The organism is Bradyrhizobium lablabi, from assembly GCF_900141755.1.
Classification (GTDB): Bacteria; Pseudomonadota; Alphaproteobacteria; order Rhizobiales; family Xanthobacteraceae; genus Bradyrhizobium; species Bradyrhizobium lablabi_A.
Genome location: NZ_LT670844.1, coordinates 174277 through 193272, shown reverse-complemented (window position 1 = coordinate 193272; position 18996 = coordinate 174277). Strand labels below are relative to the sequence as shown.

The window sequence follows — 18996 nt, the reverse complement described above, 5'->3', positions numbered from 1 at the left end:
AGGTTTTGATCCTCACCTGAGGGAGGCGAACCCGGTGGTTTCGTTCCGCGGAGCAGAGACGCATCTCAGATCAATCCTCAAGGCGGTCAGCTGGCGCACCTTGGGAACGCTGGACACTTTTGCGATCAGCTGGTTTTTTACGGGCAGGGTGGAGATCGCCGGCTCGATTGCCGGGCTCGAGATCGCGACCAAGATCGCCTGGTACTATCTTCACGAGCGTGTCTGGGCCGCAATTCCCTGGGGCCGGCGCTAGAGCGTTTTGCGCTGGCGCGTGCGCGTTCAATTGCGATCGATTCAATTTTCAAACAGCCAACGCGCTTTTGACATCGTCATTGCGAGGAGCCAACGGGTCGCGCGAACGCGCGCCCGATGACAGGCTCCGCGACGAAGCAATCCAGCTTTCTGCGTTGCCGCACCAAAGCTGGATTGCTTCGCTTCGCTCGCAATGACGTGTGGATATCATCCCGCGATCTCGCGGCGCATTGCGTCCGAGTTTTGCATGAATCTCTCGCCCTGAAAAACGAGGGCGTGGGGAATGCCGGGCGCCGATGCACCCGCAGCCGCGCGTGTAGTGTAGTAAGCACGCGCGTTAGTCACCACAGGTCCACCGGAACAACCCGGCATTCCCGCACGCAATGGTTTTACGGCTTATTTCGTGCTCTCCCCGGTGACCGGGCTCTTTTGCCACCGTCATCAGCGGAAGATAATTCCGCCAACTTGACACCAGCGTCGGGGTGTCAGGACCACACGACTTCGCCGTCCGCCTTCGTGCCGTTCGTCAATGGCACTATCAGCGTCCACCGCATCCCGTCCCGCGTTCGTGACGACCGCGAAGCGCCCCTCGAGTGGGACGAGACGGCGTGAGTTTTAGAAGTGATTTGGGTCCGGCGGAAACAGAATTCTTTTTGCAAGCAGGACTGGACAGGTGAAATCAGCTTGATCCCACAGGAGAATTTTTCCTCCGCGCGCACGCCTCCGCCTCCGGATGAGGGCCGTTGGGTGATCATGATGTCAGGGCTGCTTGGTTTCGCCGGCAGCCGGCGGCTTGGCGCTGGTTTCGGAGGCCGTTTTGGGCCGTTTGACGCCGGCTGCTTGGCGGTGCCTGCAAAGGGCTGCTTTTGCGTTGTCGGCGGACAGAAACTGTCGGCGAGCCGGCTCAATCTAGGGCGTGGACTCTTGAGCGCGCAGCTAAATTCGGATTGATGCGAGTTTAACGAATGCCAGATAGTCGGCCGCGAGCTTGTCATATCGGGTCGCGACATGTCGGCATTGCCTGATCTTGTTGAAGAACCGTTCGACGAGATTGCGCGGACGATACAGATACGGGCCGAAGCAGATCGGGTCTTTGCGATTTCGCTTCGGCGGAATGTTTGTCCATGCCCCTTTTTGTCGGGCAAACTCCCTGATCCAATCCGCGTCGTGTCCACGATCCGCACGCAACATCGTTTGCGGAAGCAACGCGCTGAGCAGAGCCGAACACAGCCGATTGTCGTGCGCTTCGCCTGGCGTGAGCGCGACACAATTCTGTCGTCGTTCGTTGATCAGTTCCATTGGCTAAATTAGGGGGCTGCTTTGGTACTGAAGAAGTATTTTGCTTATGCCTTGTTACTGTGTTGTTTGGCCTCTCCCGCCGAGGCCGCAGGCATCCAGCTTCTCGATTCCGATCCAGGCTTGGCAGGCGCTATTTGGTATCCATGCGCAGGGGAACCGAAAGATGTACCGCTCGGCAAACTGGCGGTGCCCCCCGACGATATTTGGCTGACGGGCGCGAAGGATTGTCCCGTCACAGGGGCGAAGCTGCCGCTGGTCATTTTCTCCCACGGTCGGGGCGGGTGGTTCGTCGCAAATCATGACACTGCAGAGGCGCTGGCCGACGCCGGCTTTGTCGTCGCAGCCATTAATCATCCGGGTGACAACGGCAACGACTCCTCGCAGCGCGATAAGATGTCCGTCTGGGCGTCCCGTCCTGCCGATATGGTTCGCCTGCTTGATTTCATGCTGCACGACTGGAAAGACAAAGTGGTCATCGATCCCGCCCGGATCGGCTTCTTCGGCTTTTCCTTGGGTGGGTACACCGGGCTGGTTCTGGTGGGCGCCCATGCGGATTTCCGCAGATTCGCTTTGATCTGCAAGGAGACGGACAAGACAGAGAATTGCGAGCGTGCGCGCAGCGGTGATGTCCCGCCCAGCCCGCCGCATGATCCACGCATCAGAGCGGCCGTCCTGGCAGACGCTGCAATGAACTTCGCCTTTACGCCCGAAGCCCTGAGCGGCATCCAAGTTCCGCTGCAGATTTGGCGGTCGGAACTCGGTGGCAACGGTGTCGACGCAAGGTTCACCGCGCTCACCGCCAGCCAGCTGCCGGGCCAGCCCGAAATCCACACCATTCCAGCCGGCCACTATGCATTCCTAGCGCCTTGTTCGCCGCTACTCGCTACTCGCATTCCGCGCATTTGCACCGACGTGCCGGCGGGTTTCGATAGGGCAGCCTTTCACCACGATTTCGACGCGAGCGTTGTGCGGTTCTTCCGGGAGCATCTCGTTAGTGATGGCGGAACTCGCTAACTCCGTTTAGTGGGCTTGCCGGAACGACCGCTGTTGGCAGATAGTGTTGCAAAAGTCTTTTTGTCTCACCGATCAAAAATTTTCCAGGCTGCAGGGGCGGCGATCGAATATTCATGTGGGGGACCACTTCATTCGGATCAACCGGCTTGGAGCGACGCATCGAGCGCTTCGATCGAAGATGACTAAGCAGCTCTTTCTTTAGCGCGCCACGCGGCCGTGGGGCCGCGCATGGCGCTGTACCGCGCGGTCGAGTCACGGCCGGTGATGGCGGCGGCCATGATGACGCGGGAATGCGTCGGGCGCAAAATCATAAGAGCCGTAGCGCTCGCCGCAGTAAGAGACGCCGCCGCCGGCCGACGCACACGCGCCCTTCAACGCGGGCCAGTCGGGAGACAATCTGGCAGCAGGAGTTGGAGCCCCACCATTCAGAACGTCCAGATCCGGATAATAGAACGCGAACGCGCCCGGCTCCTGGATGGCGGCCCTTATGGTCCCGTTCGGATTGAAGTCGTTCTTCGGATTATACCCGGAGTCGTGTAGATTTTTGATATACAGGTCGACCGGAGGCGCACCCACAGGAGCTTGCGCGAATGCCGGCGTCGCTGCGGTCGCGGACAGCAGCACGGCCGCTGCAAGAGCTTTGAATGAAATCATTGTCGTTTTTCTCCTGTATCTATCGGTCGCAGACCCACGCGCAGACAAGACGAGGCGATCACGCTTCGTGAGGCGAGCGTGCTGTCAGACGCGAGCTATCGGCTTGCAGCATCCGATGCGGATGCCCTCGGCATCGATGTAGGTAGAGATCGGACCCGATCCATTTAAATTCCGCTTCAGGAAGCTCAATTCGGCTTGAAACGCGCGTTACAGAGTCAATCGCCTGCGGACCGGCATTCGCGCACAACAAAGCTGATTGCGGCGCGACAGGACGTCGTGACGAAATCATGCCGCGTGAACACGGGGGTGACTCGACTCCTGAAGGGTCGTCGACCCTCGCGCACTGGTTATCTGACTGCCGTCGATTACTGTGTAATCGCGCGGGCAGCGCCGCTGCCCGGCTCAACCAGTCCGACATCGTTTTCATTTTCTCGATCCGGTTGGAACCGACGAAAACCTTGCAAGGGTCTGGTTAGTGCCTAATGCGAGGCACGTCTGTGAGCTGTCTCACTCCTCGTATTTTCGTGATGTTTGCTTTTTGCCGTGCCGCGCGGCCAATTCCGGCCCTGACGTGTCAGGCCGGCAACAATAACGCTTGCTGAGGTGGATGAGTCTCCTGTTGGCACAAAACGGACATGGCGCCATTTCCGAATTGAGTCCGTAGCGCGCAGCAAAGCGGACATTGATTGTCCGTTCTGATCATGCCGCCGCACGATCCTCCTTATCCGCGCCACGCATCACGATCTTGAGCGCGTCATCCGGTAACGGTCGCTGTAACGCTTTCGCCTTATCCCCGTGGCGCGTCGAGCCAAACGTTACGCTTTTCGGCGGATCGTGAGGACTACCGGCATTGCGTACCACGTCGTCGTTACGTCGAACCGCAAAACTCAACCGGTAGAACGCTTAAACGACTCAGCCATCTTGGCGCCAATTTGAGTTGCGTCTTCGGCGGCGGCCTTTAGTTGGGATTGGAAATATTCGACTTCAATGCGGATCGCTTCTTGGAAGTCCTTCGCGCGCAAGAGCTTTTCCACGAAATCCCGGTTTGCTGCAACTTTCCGCTAAAGGTCCGTTGCCCGGCGGAATTCGCAAAAAACAACGCGGAGGCACTTGTGCCGGAGTGAGTCCGTCTCCGCCTTCGGCCCAATTTCGACCTGGCGGCAGCGGTTTGCTCGTGGGCTCACAAGGGTGCCTAGCGTGTATTTTCTCGGTCTACCTTGGCTCCACAAACTCAAGTCAGCCGCGCGGAACATCTTGCGGAGCAAATCCGAACTGATGCGCGGCCATGACAATGCGGCTTGTTCTACACAACCGCGCCAAAGAGGTGATCGAATTCTCGCGACTTCCGCTTCTGGCACAACACGGACGTTGCCGTCGTGTCAGTGAATATCCGCTTAAGGGAAGAGCGGACATCGGACTCTATTGGTTAAGCCGCAGTCGAGCCGCGATCTGGGCTTGGCGCCAACGTCGCGTTCGGAGCGATCTCGCGGTGCTAAAACCAAGGTATTGGGTGCCCCCAACCAATACGACATTGGAATAAACCTTCGCGGGGTCGAGCTGCCCGCCCAGATCAGCTACGCTAGAGTCTCCTCAGCCAAGGTGCTCCGATGCGTTGGATGATTGATTGGATAGTTAGAGCCAATGAGTCCATGTTGGACGTGGCTATTGACGGGTTCGTGGCAATATTAGGGGCCTCTTTTCTTACGCTGGTCCTGCACGCCATCATCGAAGCGCGGCTGACGTAACAATTGCATGGAGAAGCGCAATGTTCGGCAGGCAAACCAAGTTCCAATCTGAGAAGCTCATGGCCGACGTTTATCTCGGCATCATGATCGCTGGCGTAAATACACTGATCGTTTTAGGAGCGGCTCTCGCATTCGCGGTCATATGAAGGCCGCCTCAGTTGGCGGCCTCTGTCATTTAAAGCCGAACAAGTGCGCTAGTCTTCCGCCCATTCGCACACTCTCACATAGGCGCACCGGCTTTGAACTCGTCTGCTTCGGGCGTAGAACGGAAGTGGTCGCCAACGGTCAGAATGACGCGAATGACCGTGCGCCCCGAGGGCGCGAACTATCAGTGAGGGAGGGTCTCACCCGGATAATTGTCGATTGGTCCGGAAGCTGGCAGGCGACACGGCCGGGTAACTGGCTGGGTCGGAGCCCTGCGACGAAGGCGGCCTTGGGCTGCTGAGCGATCCGATGGGCCGTAACAAAGTGAAGCCCGAGCAGGCCTCGAAAGTTCTAATGCGGATGCCGACCCTCCGGTCATTTGGGGAAGGCCGCACGCGTGGGAAGTAATCGACACGCGCACCCACGCGATCCGCGGGGGTAGTGGGCACGGCACGTCGGTAGGGTGGTACGTAGTTACAGGGGGAGACCCGTCGCGGACGAGGGTAGCGGCCTCAACATCGCATCAGGCGGTGGTCACGGCGGGAGTCGGACGGGGCAATAGGAGCGTTGATGCCGGGTAATGCCGGCGGAGCAAAGGGCCCCGACTTCTGGTGCGCTTTTGAAGATGGTGAGGTGAAGGTGATTGGTGATGAGCCTGACAACGCCTGATAAGATCCGGACAAGATCTGTCGCGAGGACATCGTGGTCCGCGCCTATCGGCTCGCCCGCGTTAATGCGGGTGCACCGGGTGTGGATGGGATGACGTTTGCTCGCATCGAGGAGCAGGGCGTGGAAGCATGGTTGGCGGGCTTGCGCGCGGAACTGGTCTCGAAGACATACCGACCTGATCCGGTGCGGCGGGTGATGATCCCCAAAGCGAATGGTGGCGAGCGTCCGCTCGGCATTCCATTCGTGATCGTGTGATTCAGACTGCCGCCAAGATCGTGATCGAACCCATCTTCGAGGCTGACTTCGAGGACAATGCCTACGGCTACCGGCCCGCTCGCGGGGCGGTTGGACGCGGTCAAGGAAGTGCACCGGCATTTATGCCGGGGCTATGCTGACGTAGTTGATGCTGATTTGTCCAAGTACTTCGGCGACACGTTCTACGCTCACGTCGTCTCCTATGCCGACGACTTCGTTATCCTCAGCCGCGGTCGCGCGGCGGAGGCATTAGCGTGGACGAAGGCGGTGATGACCAAGCTCGGGTTGACGATCAACGAGGCGAAAACTTCGTTGAGAAACGCCCGACAGGAACGCTTCGACTTCCTCGGCTACTCGTTCGGCGCGCATTTGTTTGAGGCGAACGGGAATTGGTATCTGGGTGCGAGCCCGTCCAAGAAGAGTGTGCAACGGCTCAAGACAAGGGTCGGCGATCTTCTGGTGCCGAGCAACACCGATCCATGGCCGGAAGTACGTGACAAGCTGAACAGGTCACTGCGAGGCTGGTCCAACTACTTTGGCTACGGCTCGCGGGGCAAGGCATACCGTAGCGTCGACCAATACGTCTTTGAACGAGTGCGCAGGTTCCTCGCGCGAAGGCACTGGGTGCAAGGGCACGGCAATCGTCGATTTACATTCGATGTAATTCATCGAGAACTCGGCGTTCTATGCCTCCAACGCCTGCCCCGAGCGGCCCCGTCGCGTGTCTCGCGGTGAAGCCAGTCGGAAAGCCGGATGCCGGAAATCGGCTCGTCCGGTTTGATGAGCGAGGATGGGAGACGGGGCGTTGGCCAAAGGGCCCCAAGCTACCGCGCCCATCCTCGACTCTACCCAAGCGGACTCTCAGGATTAACGTCCGCTCCTGTAACTGAAGGCCTTGTTGTCGGAATAGGAAAGATAACCGTGAAGTTTCCGATGAAGCTTTTCCCGAAAGGACGGACGGTTTTAGGGTGTTGCCCTGTTTTACTTTTGCTGAGCGGTTGTGGCGAAGCGACGCCTGAGTGTGATTCTTTGGATACGCGCAATACAGTGGTTAAGGTCATTTCGGACGACAGCAATAATGCCCTTGTCAACTACGCTGCCAAGAATTCGAGCGTGGTTGCGGCGATGGTGAGTAATGCGAACACAGAGGCTGAAAAATTAGCCATTTTGGAAAAGGCGAGACAAGATGCGGCCTATAGGTTGGATGATACAATACGCACCAATTCAATAAACAAAGCCAAGCGAGCAGTTACTTGCACTGGGTTGTTGTATGCGACCGTCGAGGATACGACAGCGCAAAAAGAGTTGGACTTTAAGGTAGAACAAACTGCGGATGGGAAGATATCCATTTCGGTCAGTCCGTTTCAATTTTAGCCGCTGCCACCGAGGTGAACGAATGATGTCGTTTATTGGCGGCACCTTTGAGACGTGCCGCCAGTCACCTGCAATGTCTGCTTATCGCGGAACACCGGAAGCCGTCGGCATGCTGCCAAAGCGGCGCGTGTGACCCATGTGAGACATCGACGGGCCAGTTGCGCGCAGTATCCTTAGAAGGACTGCGCGTGATGGCTCCCCTCGCGTTTTACGCCTTGGAGAAGCTCGTGAAGTGTTGGATGACCTGTCCCGCACCTCTTCTTGAATGTAGTGGCCACCTACTCAATGGAGGGCTTTATAAATGCCGCCAACGAAGGCCAGAAGTACGTTGCCCCCGATTATGGGACCTTTATGATACTCGGCCACACGCCTCGCGATAAATTCGACGACAAATAACGTCGAGCTCGATTTATGAGTGCGCGCCCCAGGTTGTCCCTACGCTTGCAGCGCTTGCGCTACGTAGGTTCATTCGCAGTCAGAACCGTCATCGTAACTAACCGGGATCGCGCTTGCGCAAACCAAAACCCTGAAATTAGCGATCGCGATACTTCGCGCGTCGAGGAAAACGATGTTGGTGGCGCCGAGATCGAGCGGCTCGAGAATGACCGCGCGGTCGTTTTGCTCGCGAACGTCGACAACGGAGGGATCGCCGATCAACACGGTGGTAAAGGGCCGCTCCAGGTTCAGCGCCGACCCGGCGCCGAGCCGCAACGTGATGGCTTGGTCCGCGGCCGATGCCAGGGAATGCGTGGCGGCGGAGAGGAAAACGCCAAACAGGCAAGCGCGAAGCGTTGAGGTCATTTGCAATTCCTCCAGTATTTAACGCCTTGAAAATTTCTTGCCGGACAGGCCTTGGCCCGCCCGAAAAATCCCACCGGTAAAGCCGCGCCGGCGGGCCTCCGCCGGGGCAAACCGATGTCAGCCCGGACCGGGTGGTAAAGAGATCACGCTGCGCTTGTTGAAATTCGCGACAGCGCTTTCCGGCACGCCGAAATTATTGGCCAGCAGATGGCGCGGCGCCTTCGCGAGCCAATACGACAAGGAGCTTTCGTGGTAGATGCCGCTGTCCAGCACGCCCACGATTTCAGCGTCTTCCGTGCCGATGTTTTGGACGGAGTGGCCGCTATTTCGCGGGATGTAGGCGCAGTCTCCCGGCGAAAGCTCGGCCACGGCGACGCGCTTGTCGGGCGCGAACAGAGTGACCCGGGTACGTCCCTTCAGGACATAATGCCATTCATTGGCCTCCGTATGCCAATGCGGTTCGTGCATCGCGCCGGGTTTCAGTTTCAGGAAGATTCCCGTCATCGTCGTCGACATCGGAAATTCCCTGGAGGATGCGACGTAGAGCGCTCCGCCTGACGTACTCACCCGTGGCTTCTGCGCCATCATGGAAAAACGATGGCTCCGTGCGCGATCCAGTTCGCGAGCGGAGCGCGCCTGCGGGCCATTCAGCGGCAGAACTTCGCCCTGCATGATGTAGGTCTCGGCCTTGGGGATCTGCGCGAATGCGTCCGCAGGAACGCCGAAGGCTTGCGAGAGCGCCTGAGTGTCGTAACGACTCATCCAGTCGCTGATGCCGAAGGTGCCATGTTCCGAATAGAGCCCATCGTCAAACGCCAGGATGGCGTGGCAGGGTACGGGGCCCAGCGTCTGGATCGCGTGGCTGTGGCCCTTCGGAAAATACCAGAGGTCGCCGGGACCATGATTGACGACTTCGGCCGTGCCCTCGGGATCGACCACCGTGACCTGGCAATGACCCTCGACCACAAAGGCCCATTCGGCGGAATTGTGCCAATGCATCTCTCGCGCGCCGCCTGCATTCATGAACAGATGCGCGCCGGCAATGTCGGTAGCGATCGGAAGTCCTCGCGCGGTGATTTCGCGGGCCCAGCCGCCTGATGTCGCCTTGATCGGTCCCTTGTCGAGGGCGGCCGTGAAGACGACAGGGTCGCCCGACTTGCGCGGAATAGTCTTGAGGTATTCTGACGCTGCGGAGACATCGTACCCCGCGGCATGTCCGTCACTGCCGGCGGCAAACGATTGCGAGGTGGCGAGTGCGCCAGCACCAGCGGCAAATGACTGAAGAAAAATCCGGCGATTTGCTTCCAACATGATGGGTGCTCCGATTTCGTTGTGCTCTCGCAAAGTCCGGAACCCGGCGCCCGGCGCTCGATACTCTCAGAGCCAAACGCCCTGCACGCCGCTAGCGATCGCGATCAAAACCACCACCACTTCGATCCCAACAAATAGAGCTATCGCCCGATAAGGATCACTAATGAGCTCTGCCGGCTCCTCGAATCTGGCGACCACCCTGATGTATGTGGGCATAGCATGCTCGTACGGTTGTTCTTGCCTAAGGGGCGCGAGCCGGGTGTGGCTGATCTCTTATTACCAAGCCTGGCTGCTTTGTTTTGTGAGGTCGTTCACAATCCGGAACGAATCCTAATTGCGAAGACGAGAGACGTCTGCGCCAATCAGCGTCAAAAGTCGTTGCGGAGATTTTGCCCGCGCGCTGTGGTCGACGTCGTCGCATATGGCTCGGGAGCGCGCGCTCGCGGTGGAGCATGCAGAGCGGGCGCGTCGGACCGCCCCCAAGAATTCCTTCGTTCTCATCAATTGTGCCGACACCGCGTTTTATAGCGCGGGCAATCTCGACCTGGCGCTGGAGCTTTTGAATGAAGCCGTCGAACGGAATCCGTATGACCCGCAAGGATTGGTTCTGCTCGCCAACGCCCATCGGACGGTCGGTGCCGATCCTGCCGACAGCCTGCGCGCGATCGGACAGGCGAGGCGGATCAGCCCGCGCGTCCCTCGCAGTCACCGCTGGCTGCATTATGCAGGCTGGTGTCACTGGAAGCTCGGCGAACTGGATAAAATGGAAGAATCGGCCCGTAGCGAGATCGAACTCTATAGCGACGCTCCCGCACAATGGGTCGAGTTGACCTGCGCGCTCGGTCTTCAGGGAAGAATGGCCGAAGCCAAGGAGGCCGCCAAAGTGCTCAGAAAACTATCGCCGGCCTTTACGCCGGAAGGGTTTTACGAAATCGCACGACGATTTTACGGCGCGCGCTTTGACGGATCCGTTCAAGCCGAATATCGCGCTCTATGCTCAACGCTGCAGCGCGCGATGTAGATGCGAGGCGAAACCACCAGCCAGGCGACGATGTTGCACGACAATTCGCGACGCCGCAGCGAAATCTGATGGTTTCCGGTTGGCTAACGCGATCGTTCAATTGCGGGCGCCGCCGCGATCCGGACTTTAAAATTTTAGGCGTAATAGAGGCTCCGTGGGATCAAACGGCGGGGGCCTCAAATGATAAGCGAAACAATCGCAATTGCTGGATCGGTTTTCATCGCGACAAGCTTGATCGCGAAACTCCACCAACGTCGCCAGGACGTGCTGCACGGGCCTTATATTGAAGGCCGGGATGTGCGGCATCCCTTCAAGCCCTACACGGATTGGCTTGTCCAGGCGGTTTCTTCCAGCGACCTGCGGCAACACTTCGCCCGCCTTGGCTGGAAGGTCCGCGACGTGAGCTACTTCGCATCCGTCATTTGCTAAGGGTCGCCGTGACGGATATCGGAAAGCAATCCGGGCTGAAAATCGTCTGCGAGGCGTGCGGCAGCCTGTCGATCAAGCCCGTCGATCCCGCCGCGCCGGACGCTACGCCGATCCATTGCGGTCGCTGCAACACGGTTCGCGGCACGCTTGCTGATTTGCACGATCTTGCGCGCCGCAGCACCGATGTCTTCGAGTTCTAGGATTTGGCTACAGCTGATTTCCGGCAAGAAGCCTGAATTCGAACTTGTCGAGGCTGCTCACGGCGTGCTCTTCCACGGGCCGCGGGCGGAAGCGCGTGCGCTCCGACATCATCGCCAGATAGGACCGCAGCTCCGCCCCGGTCTCTTTGATCTGGTTGCGGGTTTCGCGGCGCTCGAAGCTGGTGAGAGCCGGGTCGGCAAGGTGATGCCAGGCTTTTCTCTGCAGCTCTTTCAGCACATGGATGTTGCGACTTAGATCGTCCGTCTCAGTCATGTTATCGGCCCGCCCCGCTTGAATCAGGAGGGCTTCAGGTTTCACCTCTATCCCTAATAAATCCTTAATGGCTGTACCCGGGCGGGCGCGACGCGCATCGAAACCGTGGCGCTCTCGATCTCATGTCCGACCAGCCGGTTTCCAAAGCCAGTCCGCGCGCAATATGCGGAGCTGATCGTCGAGGCCGCAAAGCGGGCAAGCGAGCGGCTCGGATAAATCGAATTGGGAATGTGGCGCTCCCTAGCGGAATCGAACCGCTCTCTCCACCGTGAAAGGGTGGCGTCCTAACCGATAGACGAAGGGAGCGAAAACGTCCGCCTGGCCACGGCCGGGCGGCCGCGGCATCGCCGTTTCGCTATTGTCACTACAAATTTAACCGGCAAATCAACGCTTTGAGGGTCTGCGACGAGCGCCGGGCCGTATCGGGACCTTGGCGAAGGGGGTCCCGGTGGCGGCGGGCGAACGTATAGTGGCGTTTGCGCGGCCGGGCAAGCCGCCGGAAGCCTCATTTTGATGGCCGACGCTGTGTTTTCCACGCCGCGCAAACAGCCGTAATTCCGGTAACTTCGCAACGGTTTTTAAAGCAGCTTGGGGGTAGGGCTGGCGCCTTGTGGAGCAATCGAAATGGCGCTAGCGACAAAAAAGCGGGAAATCCGAAAATCCCTCCGCCAGCCTGGCTGGCTCACGCTCGAGGGTGGCTTTGCCGCGCGCCAATGCGTCGTGCAGGATCTTTCCAGCTCCGGCGCCAAGATCACGATCGAGGACCCCAACGCGCTGCCGGCCAAGCTGCGGCTGGCATTTTCGCGCGACGCCAGGACGGGGCGGAACTGCGAAGTGGTGTGGCGTCGCGGCAAGGTGGTCGGCATCAAGTTCGTCCGCTAAAGCGTTTTCGAGCGAAGTGGATACCGGTTCGCGTCAAGAAAACGCGTCAAACAAAAAACTAGCGCCTGATCGGCTCTGACCAAATCAGAACCGATCAAACGCTAGCATCGCGAGTGCGCACGCGATAGAAGGCGGGATGCGAAACATCCTGCTGGCGATCGTCATTGCGCTGCTGCCCGCCTCGGTGCTGGCCGAGCCCTCCGGCAATCAGAAGCCGGACAAATTTGCGCGCTCAGGCAAACAGCTTCCGGTAAAGAGCACAGGTCACGGCAATCCCTGCGCGGTCTATGGTCCGGGGTTTGTCAGGGTCGAAGGCACCGAGACCTGCGTGCAGATCGGCGGCACCATCAGCATCGGCGCCGGCACTTCAACCGGCCGCTGAGCATCGGCGAGGCTATCTTATTGCAGCTCGATATCATCGTTCCCGTCTTGATGTGTTGCGCGCTGTTGTGGTGGGTCAGCCGCGGCATGAGCTGGACCAGGCGGCTTATGGTAACCGCGGTCACGCTCGCCGTGATTATCTGCGTTGTGCTGTTCGAGCGCTCGGGCTTTCATTAGTCACGACATCGGCGGCGCGACGAATTTCTGAAATGCCGGCCGGCGGGCGAGCTCGGCGAACCAGCGTTCGAGATGGGCGAGGTGCGGCTTGGTGACGCCTTCGACGCCGAACCAGCGCCGCGCATAGGCGCCGAGCGCGATATCGGCGATGGTGAAGTCATCGCCTTCGATGAACCGCCGGCTCGAGACCTGCGCGTCGACAATGCGCCATTGCACCGCCTCGGCGTCGGCATCCTTCTGGATCTTGACCATGTCGCGCTGCTCGACTGGGGTTCGCACCAAAGCCCAAAACACCGGACGGTCGACCGGCTGCAGCGTCGACAGCGTCCAATCCAGCCAGCGGTCGACACCGGCGCGCCGCTGCGGCTCCGCCGGATAGATCGGCGACGCCGGCGCGTAGGCGAGCGCGAGATAGCGCATGATCGAATTGGATTCCCAGAGCACAAAGTCGCCGTCGACCAGCGTCGGCACCCGCCCGTTCGGGTTCATCGCGAGATATTCGGGCTGATCGTTCTTGCCGAACGCCATGCCGGCATCGATCCGCTCGTAAGCGAGATCGAGTTCGGCGAGGCACCACAGCGCTTTCTGCACATTGACCGAATTGGCGCGGCCCCAGATCTTCAGCTTGCTCTCCGGCACGATTTTTTGCTCCCCGTGATCCGCAACACACGGTCATATCGGAATTTTCGCAAAAAAGCGCGTTTCAAAATTTCAAAAATGGCGCGCCGCAAAAAAAGCCCCGCCAGCGGCGGGGCCTGATTTGCACCGGACGCGCCGATCGCGATCCTAGTGGCCGAAGAACAGCCACAGCAGAATGATCACAGGTATCGGCACGCCTAATAGCCAAAGCAAAATTCCACGTTCCATCGTTTCCTCCGTGAATCCATTGTTGATTCAAGAACGCGCGAGGGCGTGCGATGTTCCGGTGAAACAACTCGAATCGGATTGTTGGCGCTGCGCGCGCAACGGAAATCGGCGGCCGCAGTTTCAGCGTTTCGGAATTTCGGAAAGCAAGAGTCCGATTTTGAAAAGCGAGTAGCCACAGCGCTCGACCGCATCGCGCACTTCGGCATTGACGTCGCCGGCTTCGCGCGCGCGCGGGCAAAGCGCCAATCCCGCTCCGATGCGCCGACAGGAAACGGCGCATCGGCCTTCGTCACCAGCCGGTAGGTCGGATGGTGGAGGTGCACGAAGAATTTGTACAAGCTACCAGTGCCCGGTGTTCGGCATCGATGCCCACGGCTCCGCCGACGGCTTTGCGTCGCCCTTTTGCAAGAGCTCGATCGAGTGCAGATCCGGCGAGCGGACGAACGCCATCTGGCCGTCGCGCGGCGGGCGGTTGATGGTGATGCCCATTTTCATCAGCCGGTCGCAGGTCGCGTAGATGTCGTCGACTTCATAGGCGAGGTGGCCGAAATAGCGGTCCTCGCCGTATTTTTCCTCGTCCCAATTATAGGTGAGTTCGACCAGCGGCGCGCCGCGTCCCTTGGACGCCTTCAACAGCCCTTCGTCTTCGGCTGCGCACAGGAACACCAAGGTGAATTTGGCCCTGTCGTTATCGACGCGGCGGACTTCCTTGAGCCCCAGGGCGTCCTGGTAGAACTTCAGCGCCTTGTCGAGATTGCGGACGCGCAGCATGGTGTGGAGATAACGCATGTTTCCTGTCTCCCTGGAGATATTGACGAGTTTGATCGTGGTTTCGGGGGATTAATAGCAGCAAAATGGGGAGGAGGGCAGGGCCAGGCCGCATGAACGGGAAGCGAGGTATGACAGACAAACAAATCTGAAATCTATTTTATTCGGTGTGCAGCATGAATATTCGCAAAGCCATCACAATCATCGTACTTGCCATTAGCCTCGCCGGGTGCGGCGCGGTGGACCTGATTTCAAACGGGTTGTCCTACTGCCGGGCCGTCGAAACCGATCTCGAGGGTGTCACCGGCACGCGCCCGGAAGTCGGCTTCAACTGGCACAATGGCAGTTTTCGAGAGGTGACGGTGACCTTTCCCCGCCTCTATTCAGGCAAGCCGCTGGACGAACTGGCGGGCACCGTGCGCGAGGTCGTCGCCAAGGAGTTCAAGCAGGCGCCCGACAAGATCGTGCTGGCCTTCACAATGGACAAGAAATGAGGCGATCACGGTTCGTCCTTCCGCAGCGTGCGTGAGGCTGCGGAAGGTTTCGGCTCGAGCTGCGCGATCCGGGCGTCGTATTCCAGCGCGAGATCCAAGAGCCTCTTTTGCGTGAAGGGGTCGGCGTGTTTGGCAAGGCGGCGGCAGCGCTCTGCCTGTTCTTTCAAGGTAGCTAAATCCATCACTCACCAGCCGGGCCGGACGTCTTCCAGATAGATAATCCCCCTGTACCTCAATAGTTTCCATTCGGCGTTTGACAGAAGCCGCGTTGGTTCCCTCGGTTCCCGCATGGCTCCCTGCGCGCAAGTGCCGGTTCCCCCGCGTTGTCTTGGGCGAGGTTGTCTTGGGCGAGGAGGACATCATGACGACCTATAGGGCTTATTTGATTGATGGAAACAATCGCGTGACGTCCTGCAAGCCGGTCGACGCTGAGACAGACGCGGGGGCATTGCAGGCTGCACGCCAGTTCGTGGACGGGTGCGACGTCGAAGTGTGGCTGCTCGACCGCATGATCGGTCGGCTGAAGCGCACGAATAGAGTAAATTAATAGGTCAGCTCCATTGGCTTCGGAACCCGGTTCCTCTGCAACCATCAAATCTCACCCGCGTTATTTTGAGGGTAATTGAGAGGAGGAGACTCGTATGAAAAAGGCTTTGGCAATCCTGGCCACGGTCGGCACGGTTGCGGCGACTACGATGAGCGCGCCGGCACAGGCGCGTGGCATCGGCCCCGGCCTTGCGTTCGGCCTGGCCGCCGGCGCGCTGGTCGCGGGCGCCGCCGCCGCTAGCTATCCGTATTATTATGGACCGGGCTACGGCTATTACGGCTATGGCCCCGGCTACTATTACGGGCCTGGGCCTTACGCCTATTACGGTGGTGGGCCGATTTATTATCGACACCACTACTGGCGCCATCACTGGTAATCGGCAATCCCAAAAAAACCCGGAGCATCGTCTCCGGGTTTCTTCGTGCGTCGCAAAAATCGTTTAGGTCCAGAACGACGGCCGCTCTAATGGCGGGTGTTGGAACGAGTGGCGCGCGTTTTCGAGCGTGGTGACAAAATATTCCGCGCGCTCGCGCTCGAATTTTTCCTGCGTTGCTTTGAAATTTGCCAGGCGCGCGACGATCTCTTCCCGCTCGCGCGCGGCATTGTCTCCCCGGTCGGTCATGCCCATCCCTTCGATTATTGTCCCACCTTCATTGGCGCCTGCGATTGGGGCACGAATGAGGAGCGGTGCAGGACCGTGATCGTCACGCGTCGACAACGCGGTGGATAAGATCGCGCGCATGCTTGTGGTGTGCGTGCCTTCCCGGTAGCCAAAAAGAAAATGGGAGGCCTGCATGGCAAAGATCGATCTGGATTCACTTGGCATCGAAGAACTCGCGGCGTTGCGTGAGAGCACGACCGACAAATTGATGGAGAAGGTCGCCGCACGCCGTGCCGAACTCGAGGCCGAGCTGGAGAAATTGTCCCAGTACGGCAAGCCTGCGAAGCGAGCCCCTGACGTGGCGCCGGTCGTGAAGGCCGGCAGGAAGCACGACGAAAAGAAGAGCGACGAGCTCAAGGAGCCGATCGCCAAAGAACCGATCGCAAAGGCAGCGTGAGGCGGCGGCCTGAGGCAGGCGCGATCACAAAACGCGATCAAAGGCGCATTCCGATTGGCCGTGCTATAATGCGCGCGGTCAAGCTTTTGGAATGTCGTAGATGATTGCGTCAGATCTTCGCAGCGGCGTCGAACGGCTCGGCGACATGATCGCGGCAGCCTCCATCATCGTTCCCTTCACCGGCGCCGGCATCTCGACAGAATGCGGTATTCCCGACTTCCGCTCGCCCGGCGGATTGTGGACCCGCAACCGGCCGATCCCGTTCGATGAGTTCGTATCCAGTCCCGAGGCCAGGGACGAAGCGTGGCGGCGGCGCTTTGCGATGGAGCCGACCTTTGCCGCCGCCAAGCCGGGGCGCGGTCACCGCGCGCTCGCCTCGCTCTACCGGGCCGGCAAGATCCCCGCCATCGTCACCCAGAACATCGACAATCTGCATCAGGTGTCGGGGTTTTCAGCCGACCACGTCGTCGAGCTGCACGGCAATACCACCTACGCGCGCTGCATCGGGTGCGGGCAGGCCTACGATCTGGCCTGGGTCAGAAAGCGCTTCGATGAAAGCGGTGCGCCTGATTGCACCGCCTGCGACGAGCCGGTGAAGACCGCCACCATCTCGTTCGGGCAGGCGATGCCCGACGAGGCCATGCGCCGCGCCACGGAACTTGCCCAGCACTGCGACCTGTTCCTTGCGATTGGATCGTCGCTGGTGGTCTGGCCGGCCGCGGGCTTTCCGATGCTGGCCAAAAACTGCGGGGCCAAGCTCGTCATCATTAACAACGAACCCACCGAGCAGGACGAGTTCGCCGATCTCGTGATCCGCCACGACATCGGGGAGACGCTTGGACCGTTCGTGGGCAACTGATGCCCAATTGATTCGCGGCTGTGCAAGGCTGTTCATAGGTTCCGGCAGATTCGTTTTTTATCTATGCGCCACACGCGGGAGTGTTATCTTTTGATTCGAGAGATTCGCGTCGCGTCGTCATGGCTAATCATGGATGGGCGCGCGTTACGGCGCCGCCGCTTGAGATGGCGGGCCGCAGATGATGTGTGGGGTCCGGGGTCATGGGGTCGGACGGATTTGAGTCCAAAAAGCTCGGGGTACCGCCAGGCGGGACCGGACCGAACAGGCTTGGGCCAGGCGAATTTTCAGCTAACGCCGAGCGCGATCCGGCGATGGATGCGCTGTCGGGCTTGGGCGATAGTGCCGCTAACCTCGTCGAAATCTCCGGCGTAATCAAATGGTTCGACGCCTCGAAGGGCTACGGCTTCATCGTTCCGGACAATGGCTGGCCCGATGTGCTTCTGCACGTCACCGTACTTAGGCGCGACGGCTATCAGACGGCCTATGAAGGCGCGCGGCTGGTCTGCGAATGCGTGCAGCGCGCCAAGGGCTACCAGGCGTTCCGCATCCTCTCGATGGACGAATCAACGGCGATCCATCCGGCGCAGATGCTGCCGCCGCGGACCCATGTCAGCGTCACCCCGACCAGCGGCCTGGAACGGGCGCAAGTCAAATGGTTCAACCGGCTGCGCGGATTCGGCTTCCTGACCTGCGGCGAGGGGACACCCGATATTTTTGTCCACATGGAAACGCTCCGCCGCTTCGGCATGACCGAGCTGCGCCCCGGCCAGTATGTGCTGGTGCGGTTCGGGCCCGGTTCCAAGGGCATGATGGCTGCCGAGATTCAGCCGGAAAACGGCGCCCCGGGGCTGTCCTCGCACTGACCGGGCGGATCCTTTCACGCTTCCGGACCGTATTCCCCAACCCGTCACGCAGCCTTGAAGATGGTTTCAAAGACCGCGGGCTGGTATTTGCCACGCTCGTCGGGCTAGGGTTCCCCGAAATCTTCCACGGCTGGCAGTGAGCGTTACCTTTATGAGTTTTGACCGAGATGTTTGTACCCGTCGTGCGGGTGCGTGGCGTTGGATGGTTGTCGCTGCGGCGTTCGCGCTGTTCGCGTTCGCAGGTCCCAGCGCGCAAGCGGCGAGCATTCAGCCGCTCGAAATCGTCACCAAGAACGGCGTGCAGGTTTTCTCGGTCGAGATGGCGACCACCGAACAGGAGAAAGAAACCGGCCTGATGTACCGCAAGGAGCTTGCGGACGGCAAAGGCATGCTGTTCGATTTCTCTCCCGAGCAGGAAGTGTCGATGTGGATGAAGAACACCTACATCCCGCTCGACATGATTTTCATTCGCTCCGACGGACGGATCCTGCGCATTGCCGAGAACACCGAGCCGCTATCGACCAAAATCATCCCGTCGGGAGGGTTGGCGAAGGGGGTGCTGGAGGTGATCGCGGGTACCGCGAAGAAATACGGTATCGAGCCCGGCGACCGCGTCGGCCATCCGCTCTTCAGCGGCCACTAAAACCGGGCCGCGGGC

27 protein-coding genes, 1 tRNA gene and 2 pseudogenes are annotated in these 18996 nt (G+C 59.6%); 19 read left to right on the top strand and 11 right to left on the bottom strand.

What is annotated here, in order from left to right; genetic code table 11:
* Positions 1 to 34: 34 nt before the first annotated feature.
* Entirely contained in the window at positions 35 to 253 is a 219-nt protein-coding gene (locus B5526_RS00900) for a DUF2061 domain-containing protein (protein WP_079536155.1), read from the top strand.
* A 935-nt stretch (positions 254 to 1188) separates the two neighbouring features.
* On the opposite strand, the pseudogene B5526_RS00895 reads toward B5526_RS00900, so the two are convergent.
* Positions 1189 to 1518 (bottom strand): annotated as a pseudogene (locus B5526_RS00895) (transposase); the annotation flags it as partial.
* Positions 1519 to 1572: 54 nt separating this feature from the next.
* Here B5526_RS00895 and B5526_RS00890 point away from each other — a divergent pair.
* Positions 1573 to 2565, top strand: a complete 993-nt coding sequence (locus B5526_RS00890) for an alpha/beta hydrolase family protein (RefSeq protein WP_079536153.1) — start codon at positions 1573 to 1575, stop codon at positions 2563 to 2565.
* Between the two features lie 252 nt (positions 2566 to 2817).
* Here B5526_RS00890 and B5526_RS00885 read toward each other — a convergent pair whose 3' ends face one another.
* Together B5526_RS00885 and B5526_RS00880 are read right to left on the bottom strand one after the other, a co-directional pair.
* Complete coding sequence (locus B5526_RS00885) at positions 2818 to 3219, bottom strand: hypothetical protein (protein WP_079536151.1); 402 nt, start codon at positions 3217 to 3219, stop codon at positions 2818 to 2820.
* 887 nt (positions 3220 to 4106) lie between these two features.
* Positions 4107 to 4262 (bottom strand): annotated as a pseudogene (locus B5526_RS00880) (phasin family protein); the annotation flags it as partial.
* 1548 nt (positions 4263 to 5810) lie between these two features.
* Between B5526_RS00880 and B5526_RS38745 the strand changes: the two are divergent.
* From B5526_RS38745 to B5526_RS00870, 3 genes are all read left to right on the top strand, one after another.
* Positions 5811 to 6032: a hypothetical protein gene (locus B5526_RS38745; RefSeq protein ID WP_244562164.1), complete on the top strand. Its 222-nt coding sequence runs from the start codon at positions 5811 to 5813 to the stop codon at positions 6030 to 6032.
* A 90-nt stretch (positions 6033 to 6122) separates the two neighbouring features.
* Complete coding sequence (locus B5526_RS00875; protein WP_244562163.1) at positions 6123 to 6767, top strand: group II intron maturase-specific domain-containing protein; 645 nt, start codon at positions 6123 to 6125, stop codon at positions 6765 to 6767.
* 186 nt (positions 6768 to 6953) lie between these two features.
* Positions 6954 to 7406: a hypothetical protein gene (locus tag B5526_RS00870; RefSeq protein WP_154071064.1), complete on the top strand. Its 453-nt coding sequence runs from the start codon at positions 6954 to 6956 to the stop codon at positions 7404 to 7406.
* Positions 7407 to 7871: 465 nt separating this feature from the next.
* On the opposite strand, the gene B5526_RS00865 is transcribed toward B5526_RS00870, so the two are convergent.
* Positions 7872 to 8207 (bottom strand): pilus assembly protein N-terminal domain-containing protein, encoded by a 336-nt coding sequence (locus B5526_RS00865; protein WP_079536146.1) that lies wholly within the window; start codon positions 8205 to 8207, stop codon positions 7872 to 7874.
* A gap of 117 nt (positions 8208 to 8324) precedes the next feature.
* Complete coding sequence (locus B5526_RS00860; protein WP_079536144.1) at positions 8325 to 9518, bottom strand: cupin domain-containing protein; 1194 nt, start codon at positions 9516 to 9518, stop codon at positions 8325 to 8327.
* A 421-nt stretch (positions 9519 to 9939) separates the two neighbouring features.
* Here B5526_RS00860 and B5526_RS00855 point away from each other — a divergent pair, with 421 nt between their 5' ends.
* From B5526_RS00855 to B5526_RS00845, 3 genes are all read left to right on the top strand, one after another.
* Positions 9940 to 10539, top strand: a complete 600-nt coding sequence (locus B5526_RS00855; protein ID WP_079536142.1) for a tetratricopeptide repeat protein — start codon at positions 9940 to 9942, stop codon at positions 10537 to 10539.
* A gap of 180 nt (positions 10540 to 10719) precedes the next feature.
* Positions 10720 to 10968 carry a hypothetical protein gene (locus B5526_RS00850; protein WP_079536141.1) on the top strand — a complete coding sequence of 83 codons (249 nt, stop codon included), beginning with the start codon at positions 10720 to 10722 and terminating at the stop codon, positions 10966 to 10968.
* Positions 10969 to 10976: 8 nt separating this feature from the next.
* Entirely contained in the window at positions 10977 to 11168 is a 192-nt protein-coding gene (locus B5526_RS00845) for a hypothetical protein (RefSeq protein ID WP_079536139.1), read from the top strand.
* A 7-nt stretch (positions 11169 to 11175) separates the two neighbouring features.
* Here the strand turns inward: B5526_RS00845 and B5526_RS00840 are convergent, their stop codons facing one another.
* Together B5526_RS00840 and B5526_RS00835 are read right to left on the bottom strand one after the other, a co-directional pair.
* Entirely contained in the window at positions 11176 to 11487 is a 312-nt protein-coding gene (locus B5526_RS00840) for a hypothetical protein (protein WP_079536138.1), read from the bottom strand.
* Positions 11488 to 11673: 186 nt separating this feature from the next.
* A tRNA-Glu gene (locus B5526_RS00835) sits at positions 11674 to 11748 on the bottom strand.
* Between the two features lie 318 nt (positions 11749 to 12066).
* On the opposite strand from B5526_RS00835, the gene B5526_RS00830 reads away from it, so the two are divergent.
* From B5526_RS00830 to B5526_RS37295, 3 genes are all read left to right on the top strand, one after another.
* Complete coding sequence (locus B5526_RS00830; RefSeq protein ID WP_079536136.1) at positions 12067 to 12324, top strand: PilZ domain-containing protein; 258 nt, start codon at positions 12067 to 12069, stop codon at positions 12322 to 12324.
* A gap of 136 nt (positions 12325 to 12460) precedes the next feature.
* Positions 12461 to 12706 carry a hypothetical protein gene (locus B5526_RS00825; protein WP_079536135.1) on the top strand — a complete coding sequence of 82 codons (246 nt, stop codon included), beginning with the start codon at positions 12461 to 12463 and terminating at the stop codon, positions 12704 to 12706.
* Between the two features lie 20 nt (positions 12707 to 12726).
* Positions 12727 to 12882 (top strand): hypothetical protein, encoded by a 156-nt coding sequence (locus tag B5526_RS37295; protein ID WP_154071063.1) that lies wholly within the window; start codon positions 12727 to 12729, stop codon positions 12880 to 12882.
* Here B5526_RS37295 and B5526_RS00820 read toward each other — a convergent pair whose 3' ends face one another.
* On the bottom strand, positions 12883 to 13521 hold the full coding sequence (locus tag B5526_RS00820) for a glutathione S-transferase family protein (protein ID WP_079536134.1): 639 nt from the start codon (positions 13519 to 13521) through the stop codon (positions 12883 to 12885).
* Positions 13522 to 13830: 309 nt separating this feature from the next.
* On the opposite strand from B5526_RS00820, the gene B5526_RS37290 reads away from it, so the two are divergent.
* Positions 13831 to 14052 carry a hypothetical protein gene (locus B5526_RS37290; protein WP_154071061.1) on the top strand — a complete coding sequence of 74 codons (222 nt, stop codon included), beginning with the start codon at positions 13831 to 13833 and terminating at the stop codon, positions 14050 to 14052.
* Positions 14053 to 14088: 36 nt separating this feature from the next.
* Here B5526_RS37290 and B5526_RS00810 read toward each other — a convergent pair whose 3' ends face one another.
* Positions 14089 to 14538: a VOC family protein gene (locus B5526_RS00810; RefSeq protein WP_079536132.1), complete on the bottom strand. Its 450-nt coding sequence runs from the start codon at positions 14536 to 14538 to the stop codon at positions 14089 to 14091.
* A gap of 155 nt (positions 14539 to 14693) precedes the next feature.
* Between B5526_RS00810 and B5526_RS00805 the strand changes: the two genes are divergently transcribed.
* Complete coding sequence (locus B5526_RS00805) at positions 14694 to 15011, top strand: hypothetical protein (protein ID WP_079536131.1); 318 nt, start codon at positions 14694 to 14696, stop codon at positions 15009 to 15011.
* Positions 15012 to 15016: 5 nt separating this feature from the next.
* Here the strand turns inward: B5526_RS00805 and B5526_RS38310 are convergent, their stop codons facing one another.
* Positions 15017 to 15178, bottom strand: a complete 162-nt coding sequence (locus B5526_RS38310) for a hypothetical protein (protein ID WP_172841926.1) — start codon at positions 15176 to 15178, stop codon at positions 15017 to 15019.
* 194 nt (positions 15179 to 15372) lie between these two features.
* Between B5526_RS38310 and B5526_RS37285 the strand changes: the two genes are divergently transcribed.
* A complete protein-coding gene (locus B5526_RS37285; RefSeq protein ID WP_154071060.1) occupies positions 15373 to 15558 on the top strand; it encodes a hypothetical protein in 186 nt (61 codons plus the stop codon).
* Positions 15559 to 15652: 94 nt separating this feature from the next.
* Complete coding sequence (locus tag B5526_RS00795; protein WP_079536128.1) at positions 15653 to 15934, top strand: hypothetical protein; 282 nt, start codon at positions 15653 to 15655, stop codon at positions 15932 to 15934.
* A gap of 63 nt (positions 15935 to 15997) precedes the next feature.
* Here B5526_RS00795 and B5526_RS38740 read toward each other — a convergent pair whose 3' ends face one another.
* A complete protein-coding gene (locus B5526_RS38740) occupies positions 15998 to 16354 on the bottom strand; it encodes a hypothetical protein (protein WP_244562162.1) in 357 nt (118 codons plus the stop codon).
* Between B5526_RS38740 and B5526_RS00785 the strand changes: the two genes are divergently transcribed.
* The 4 genes from B5526_RS00785 (at position 16353) to B5526_RS00770 (ending at position 18981) form a co-directional block, all read left to right on the top strand.
* Positions 16353 to 16616 (top strand): hypothetical protein, encoded by a 264-nt coding sequence (locus B5526_RS00785; RefSeq protein ID WP_079536126.1) that lies wholly within the window; start codon positions 16353 to 16355, stop codon positions 16614 to 16616. The two genes, B5526_RS38740 and B5526_RS00785, sit on opposite strands and share 2 nt — an antisense overlap.
* A gap of 100 nt (positions 16617 to 16716) precedes the next feature.
* Positions 16717 to 17475, top strand: coding sequence for an SIR2 family NAD-dependent protein deacylase (locus B5526_RS00780; RefSeq protein ID WP_079536125.1), 759 nt, complete (start codon positions 16717 to 16719; stop codon positions 17473 to 17475).
* Positions 17476 to 17675: 200 nt separating this feature from the next.
* A complete protein-coding gene (locus B5526_RS00775; protein ID WP_079536123.1) occupies positions 17676 to 18338 on the top strand; it encodes a cold-shock protein in 663 nt (220 codons plus the stop codon).
* A gap of 151 nt (positions 18339 to 18489) precedes the next feature.
* Entirely contained in the window at positions 18490 to 18981 is a 492-nt protein-coding gene (locus tag B5526_RS00770; RefSeq protein ID WP_079536122.1) for a DUF192 domain-containing protein, read from the top strand.
* Positions 18982 to 18996: the final 15 nt, after the last annotated feature.